4 protein-coding genes are annotated in these 5,619 nt (G+C 60.1%); all 4 read right to left on the bottom strand.

Features of this window, described 5'->3' with window-relative positions; genetic code table 11:
* Positions 1-125 precede the first annotated feature (125 nt).
* Positions 126-1,946, bottom strand: a complete 1,821-nt coding sequence (locus tag Q3981_RS03225) for an ABC-F family ATP-binding cassette domain-containing protein (protein WP_303123846.1) — start codon at positions 1,944-1,946, stop codon at positions 126-128.
* Between the two features lie 81 nt (positions 1,947-2,027).
* Positions 2,028-3,353, bottom strand: coding sequence for a hypothetical protein (locus Q3981_RS03230; RefSeq protein WP_303123848.1), 1,326 nt, complete (start codon positions 3,351-3,353; stop codon positions 2,028-2,030).
* A gap of 30 nt (positions 3,354-3,383) precedes the next feature.
* On the bottom strand, positions 3,384-4,313 hold the full coding sequence (gene rsmA, locus Q3981_RS03235) for a 16S rRNA (adenine(1518)-N(6)/adenine(1519)-N(6))-dimethyltransferase RsmA (protein ID WP_303123850.1): 930 nt from the start codon (positions 4,311-4,313) through the stop codon (positions 3,384-3,386).
* 9 nt (positions 4,314-4,322) lie between these two features.
* Positions 4,323-5,492, bottom strand: coding sequence for a resuscitation-promoting factor (locus tag Q3981_RS03240; protein ID WP_303123852.1), 1,170 nt, complete (start codon positions 5,490-5,492; stop codon positions 4,323-4,325).
* Positions 5,493-5,619: the final 127 nt, after the last annotated feature.

The following is a 5,619-nucleotide window of genomic DNA, read 5'->3' on the forward strand; positions in this document are numbered from 1 at the left end:
CCTGGCTTCGACACATCCCGTGACGAGCGTTGTCCCTGGTTCGCCGTCGCCATCCGCTACCCTCCTGGTCTGTGCTGACCGCCGCCGGATGTCGTCCACTCCCTCAGTGACAATCCGGGGCGAGCTTATTGTTGCTCGAGCTTTTCGCCGTACTCCATCCAGACCATTTCCAGTTCTTCCCTTTCTTCACGGGCCTGGGACAGATCTCTATCCAATTCAGTCAATTTCTCTGTGTCCGCGCCATTCGAACTGCTCGCGACATCAGCCATATCCTGCTGGATTTTCTCTTCTCTCTTCTGAACTTTGGCGATCTTTCGTTCAAGAGAGTTCATTTCCTTAGAGATTTTATGTTTTTCAGCCGCCGAAAGGGAACCCTGCTTCTGTTGGTTACCCGTAGCAATGGCCTCTGTTCCCGCGGCAAACCCAGTTCCCGACGCCGCATGATCGGCCATGGAACGTCGGCGATCAAGATATTCGTCGATACCCCCAGGTAGATGCGTTACATCACCATCGCCGAATAAGGCGAAAACACTGTCGCAAATGCGCTCAATGAGGTAGCGATCGTGCGAGATCACGATCAGAGTTCCCGGCCACCCGTCCAGCATCGACTCCAATTCCTGGAGAGTGTCGATGTCGAGATCGTTGGTGGGCTCGTCGAGAAGCAAAAGATTGGGTTCCGACATCAAGATCCGGGTGAGCTGTAGCCGGCGACGCTCGCCACCCGACAAATCACGCACGGGCTGACGCTGCCGCTTGACCGGGAAACCTAGGCGCTCGGCGACTTGTGAGGCGGACATTTCCTTCTTGCCCAAGACGACATACTCGGCCACCGCCTTGATCGCGTCGATGACGGTGAGGTCCTCGGGAATATCCTCGAGTTCCTGCCGCAACCAGCCCAAACGGAGCGTCTTGCCCTCACGACGCGTACCTGCAGCCATCGGGTAATCGCCGGCGATCGTCCGCATCACCGTCGTTTTACCTGAACCATTGACCCCGACGAGGCCGATGCGCTCCCCCGGGCCGATGCGCCACGTCAGGTCATCGACCAACACGCGCCCATCGGGCGTGGTGATCGTCGCGTCCACAAGGTCCACAACGATTTTCCCCTGGCGCTGCTTGGAAAACGCCATCAGTTCCACCGTGTTGCGCGGCGCCGGGACGTCGGCGATGAGCGCTTCGGCGGCTTCCACCCGATATCGGGGTTTCGACGTGCGGGCGGGTGCTCCGCGACGCAGCCACGCCAACTCTTTTCGCGCCAGGTTTTGGCGGCGCTGCTCGGCCGCGTCGGCTTGGCGCTGGCGCTCGGCGCGGGCGAACATCCAGTCGTTATATCCGCCTTCATAGGTGTCCACCGAACCGTCGTGAACCTCCCACGTACGCGTCGCCACGGTATCCAAGAACCAGCGATCGTGAGTCACGATCACTTGGGCGCAATTCCGGTGTCGCAAATGGTCCGCCAGCCACTGAACACCCTCGATGTCGAGGTGGTTGGTGGGCTCGTCGAGAACTAGGACATCAACTTTGCGCACCAAGGCGGCGGCGAGCATGACCCGACGGAATTGGCCACCGGAGATCGAATCGGTCGGCTCGTCCAACAGTTCCGACAGGTCAAGGCCGGCGATGATGGACCGCACCTCGGGGTCGGCGGCCCACTCGTAGGCGGCTTTCTCCCCGACGATGGTCTGGATAACCGAGGCTGAGGAGCTCTGCGCACGCTGGGCCACGGTTGCGATCTGGACAGAGCGCCCATGTGTGACTCGGCCTGAATCGGGCTCGATGTTTCGAGTCAGAACACCGAGCAAGGTGGACTTTCCGCCGCCGTTGAGCCCCACGACACCGATTCTGTCGCCCTCATTCACCGCCACCGTCACATCGTCGAGCACCGTCGTGATGCCGCGGGTCATGGTGACGGAATCCGTCGTGATGAGCGGGCGTACTGCTGCCATTAGTTCTGTGAACTCCTTACTCGTGTGGGCGTGGGACAGGCGACGCTGGTGGCATGTGATCCGAGCAGACACCGATGAGGGTTAGGGCGATTTTTTATCCTCGTCAGAGACAAGGTGCGCACCACTCTGACTTCCCGGCCTGTGGCTGGGTGCAATTCTAGCTGTGCGGACAACGCCGCTCCCCGCCAATTCGGCCTGCACGTCGCGGGCATGGTCCTCGTCGGCACACAGCATTGCGCAGGCTGGACCTTGCTGAGCCACGATGGTGCCGAGCGCACCCGCCCGCGTGCCCGCCTGAATAACCCGACGAAGGGACGGGACGACGCTGGTCGCTGCCGGGTACAGATCATTGCCCATCGTCTTCGCAACTTCCATCGGGTCACCCGACACGAGCGCGCGCTCAATGTCTTCTATATTGCCGACGCTGTACTGCGACCTCTTTCCCGACGCCATCTCCGCACGTTGTACGGCCAAGCGCTCGACGACGCGGTGGCACAACCCTGCCCCGCTCTCGTCGGCGTCCGCGTCTTCGTCGTCACTGCGCTGAGCGGACGGATCGTGGTGGGACTGAGCGGCCTGTTCCTCGCGGTATGGCGATGGTGCGGCCCATGGCATCGCCATCTCTGGCGATGTGACTGCCGGCATCGTTATCACCCACCACAAGGGACCTCGCGCCAAGAGAGGTGTCCGTCGGGATGTGACGTCGGATCCTGGTTGCGCATTGTGCTCGAGGTTGATCAGGCTGGTCCCGCCCTCGAGCGCAAGTTCGATCGCGGCGTATTCGTCGGGGCATTCTTCCCGCGCAATGCGGCGCAGAACATCACTCGACAAAGAGCCGACGCTGCTGGTCTCGGTTCCCCCTGGTGCGGAGAATCCCATCGCACGCACGATGAAGTGATAGCCAAAGAATCGGTCGGCAGCCACGATAGCTGCTGCCACGTCGGCTGCTTTACTTCCTAAGCCCGCCGACAACGGGATGCGCTTCGTGACATTAACGTCGACTCGTGGCAGGGCCAGCGATGGCGACATCACGGAGCGGTAGGCGTCGGCGATCCTCTCGATGACCCGCCATACGACGTTGTCGGTCCCGGTTGGCAGCTGACCCATCGGCACATTGCCGCCGACAGAAAGATCGTAGACGACGTTGCCCGTCGTCAGTGGTGATCTATCGACGGTTGATGCTTCTCTCAGACCACGACGGGAACCACTTTCCGCGTCCGTGACTGGATGGATGGTGACGGAATTCTCTAGGGAAACCGACTGCGCGACGGATGTGAAACCTGACGAGTGGGCCTGGAGATACACCGACAGGACAGCTGGTGCTTGTCCGGTGACACCGTCCCAGCCGTCGATGTACTGATCCCAGTCTGAATTGAACACAGGTCTATCGCTGTTACTGGACGTCATGGTTTCACCTCCTCAACCACCCGTTATCGACTAGTGGGGTGTTTCTGTGCCCGCCGGCAACTGTGCCAGCGAGACAAATTCGTCGATGGACAACGTCTCCCCGCGGCGTTGCGGATCAATTCCGGCTTCCCGGAGAGCGTTCTCTGCTGCGGCCGCGTTTCCATAGTGCCCTTTCAGGGCAGCTCGCAGGGTCTTTCGACGTTGGGCGAACGCGGCGTCAATGATCGGCCATAGTTGGGCGCGCGGGGCGGAATCAGTTGGCCACGGCCGGGTCCCGCGGGTGAGTTTGACCAACCCAGAATCCACATTGGGCGCCGGCCAGAACACATTTTTCCCGATGGCACCCGCACGCTGAACCTGGCCATAAAAGCGGGCCTTCACGCTGGGAACACCGTAGACGCGGTTCCCAGGTTCGGCAGCAAGGCGGTCGGCAACCTCAGCCTGGACCATGACTAGAACGCGCGTGATCGTCGGGAAGATCTCCAGGACATGCAGAAGAATCGGTACCGCGACGTTATAGGGCAGATTGGCGACGAACGCCGTCGGAGGATTCGCATCCAAGTCCTCTACGGCTGAGCCGGTAATCGCTAACGCATCGGAACAGATCACGTCGAGGTTTTCTGCGCGTGTCGGGGCATACTCCGCGACAGTGTGCGGGAGTTGTTCAGCCAGCGTGGTATCGATCTCCACGGCCGTCACTTTTGAGACGGCATCCAGAAGACCAAGCGTTAAGGAGCCCAGCCCCGGGCCGACTTCAAGAACGTGATCCTCGGGCGATAAGTCGGCAGTGGCGACGATTCGCCGGACTGTATTGGGGTCAACGACGAAATTTTGTCCGCGCTTTTTAGTTGGAACAACCCCCACGGTCCTCGCGAGGTCTCTTATTTCTTTCGGCCCCAAAAGCTGGACGGCTGAAGAAACATGATCTGCGGTACGCGGAGGAGTGGGGGGTTGATTCACACCGTTAGGTTAGCGGATTCCGAGCTTCGACGTGCAGGCCGGCCATGCTCCCCAACCCTGGGCAGCCTGAACCTTGTTAGCGACAGCGATCTGCTGCTCGCGGGTAGCACCAGCAGCGGTAGGAGCGTATGCCCCACCACCGAATGCCTGCCAGGTCTGATCGGTGAACTGCAAGCCACCGGAGAAGCCGTTTCCGGTGCTGGTGTTCCACTTTCCACCAGACTCACACTGAGCGATGGAGTCCCATACCGATCCACCGGCAACAGCGGGAGCCGATGCCGAGGAGGAGGACTTGGTCGATGCCACAGCCGCTTTCGTGCCGCGCGAGATCACCTTTTCGGTGGCCTCAGAGAGGATCTTGGAGGCTTTCTCCCAGCGCTGAACTTCCTGGCCGTTACGGGATTTAACGGTGTAGGTCACTTCGCGCTCGCCAGCTTTACCCGGCTTCACGACGGTCTCCGAACCCTTCGGGCTGTTGGGGTCGTCAACGTAACGGACGGTCGGCTCGACAGCCTCTTTCACCGTCTGGTCTTCGGTCTTGTTGCGCTCAATGGTGATCTTGTCGCCACTGACCAGCTTCTTGCCGAGCTCTGGCGTGACTTTGTCGTCGGCACCCAGCTTGATTCCACGGCGGTCAAGGAAGTCCTTCACCGTGACAGCGGGGACTTTCATGTCGCCGAGCTGGCCACCGTCGTCAAGGGTGATGTCCTTGAGCGGCACAACCTCGAGCTTCATGCCGCTTTCCGGGATCTTGGTGCTGCCCTGGGCAGACACGTAATCGTCCGGGTTGATGGTGCCGACCTGGTTAAGGAAGTCCTTAACGGTGAGGGCGGTGGACTGGATGGTCTTTTGGACGCCATCGACAGTCAGGGTGACGGGGCGAGCGGTGCGAACCGTGATCTCCTGTTTGTCCTTAACGGAACTGTTCGCGGCGGGAGAAACGAAGTCGCCATCTTTCAGGTCGACATCGTGTGAGGCAAGAATGCTCTTGACATCCCCGGACATCGCGCTGACGTGGGAGGTTTCGCCGTTAACGTTCAGGATGAGGTTTTTCTGAGCGTTAACTGCAACAGCGCCACCGACAACCAAGGTGGCCAGCATGCCGCCGGTAGCGACACGCACTGGCGTGGAGGAGGTGTGGTTAATGCGGTGGATGCGAGATTTCTTCTGAGTGCTCACGTCTTTCTCTCCGGCTCAGAATGGTGGAGCCTGCCCAAAGTCACGATCTGATAACAACTTCGACAGAGTAGCAACTAGATGGGGGTGAAGCAACGGATCCGTAACCAAAAGTTGCCATCACTTGTGA

This window comes from Corynebacterium sp., from assembly GCF_030530965.1.
GTDB lineage: Bacteria > Actinomycetota > Actinomycetes > Mycobacteriales > Mycobacteriaceae > Corynebacterium.